At 66.1% G+C, this 1,022-nt stretch carries 1 protein-coding gene; it reads left to right on the forward strand.

Annotated features, from left to right (window positions below; genetic code table 11):
• Positions 1 to 1,022 (forward strand): beta-ketoacyl synthase N-terminal-like domain-containing protein (locus ACWGJ5_RS46600; RefSeq protein WP_453315647.1); only part of this gene is annotated, 1,022 nt, incomplete at both ends.

The raw sequence follows: 1,022 nt of genomic DNA on the forward strand, positions 1-1,022 counted from the left end.
CGTGCGTTCAAGGAGTTGGGTTTTGATTCGTTGACGGCGGTGGAGCTGCGTAATGACTTGAGGTCGGTTACGGGGCTGCGGTTGCCGGCGACGTTGGTGTTCGATTATCCGACGCCGGGTGATCTGGCGCGGTATCTGCGGGATGAGTTGGTGGGGCCGGAGGGTCCGCAGGCTGTGGTTCCCGCTGCCGGTGCTGTTGCTGTGGGTGTGGGTGTTGGTGGGCGGGTCGTCGGTGATGATCTGGTCGCGATTGTGGGGATGAGTTGTCGTTTCCCCGGGGGTGTGGAGTCTCCGGAGGATTTGTGGCGGCTGGTGGCCGGTGGCGGGGATGGTGTGTCGTCGTTCCCGTCGGATCGGGGCTGGGATCTGGAGGGGTTGTATCACCCGGATCCGGATCATGCGGGGACGTCGTATACGCGGCAGGGTGGTTTCCTGCATGGGGCGGGGGAGTTCGATCCGGCGTTCTTCGGGATCAGTCCGCGTGAGGCGTTGGCGATGGATCCGCAGCAGCGGTTGCTGCTGGAGACGTCGTGGGAGGCGTTGGAGCGGGCGGGGATCGATCCGACGTCGGTGCGGGGGAGTCGTACGGGTGTGTTCGCGGGGGTGATGTATCACGACTATCTGGCGGGGCTGGTGGAGTTCCCGGAGGGGGTCGAGGGGTACATCGGGACCGGGAATGCGGGGAGTATCGCCTCTGGCCGGGTGGCGTACACGTTGGGGCTCGAGGGTCCTGCGGTGACGGTGGACACGGCGTGTTCGTCGTCGTTGGTGGCGTTGCATCTGGCGGCTCAGGCGTTGCGCAGTGGTGAGTGTGATCTGGCGTTGGCCGGTGGTGTGGCGGTGATGGCCACGCCGGAGACGTTCGTTGATTTCAGCCGGCAGCGTGGGCTTTCGGTTGATGGCCGGTGCAAGGCGTTCGCGGCGGGTGCGGATGGTACGGGCTGGGGTGAGGGTGCGGGCATGCTCCTGGTGGAGCGGCTGTCCGACGCCCGGAAGAACGGCCACCCCGTGCTGGCGGTCGT

Source organism: Streptomyces sp. NPDC054783, assembly GCF_053611725.1.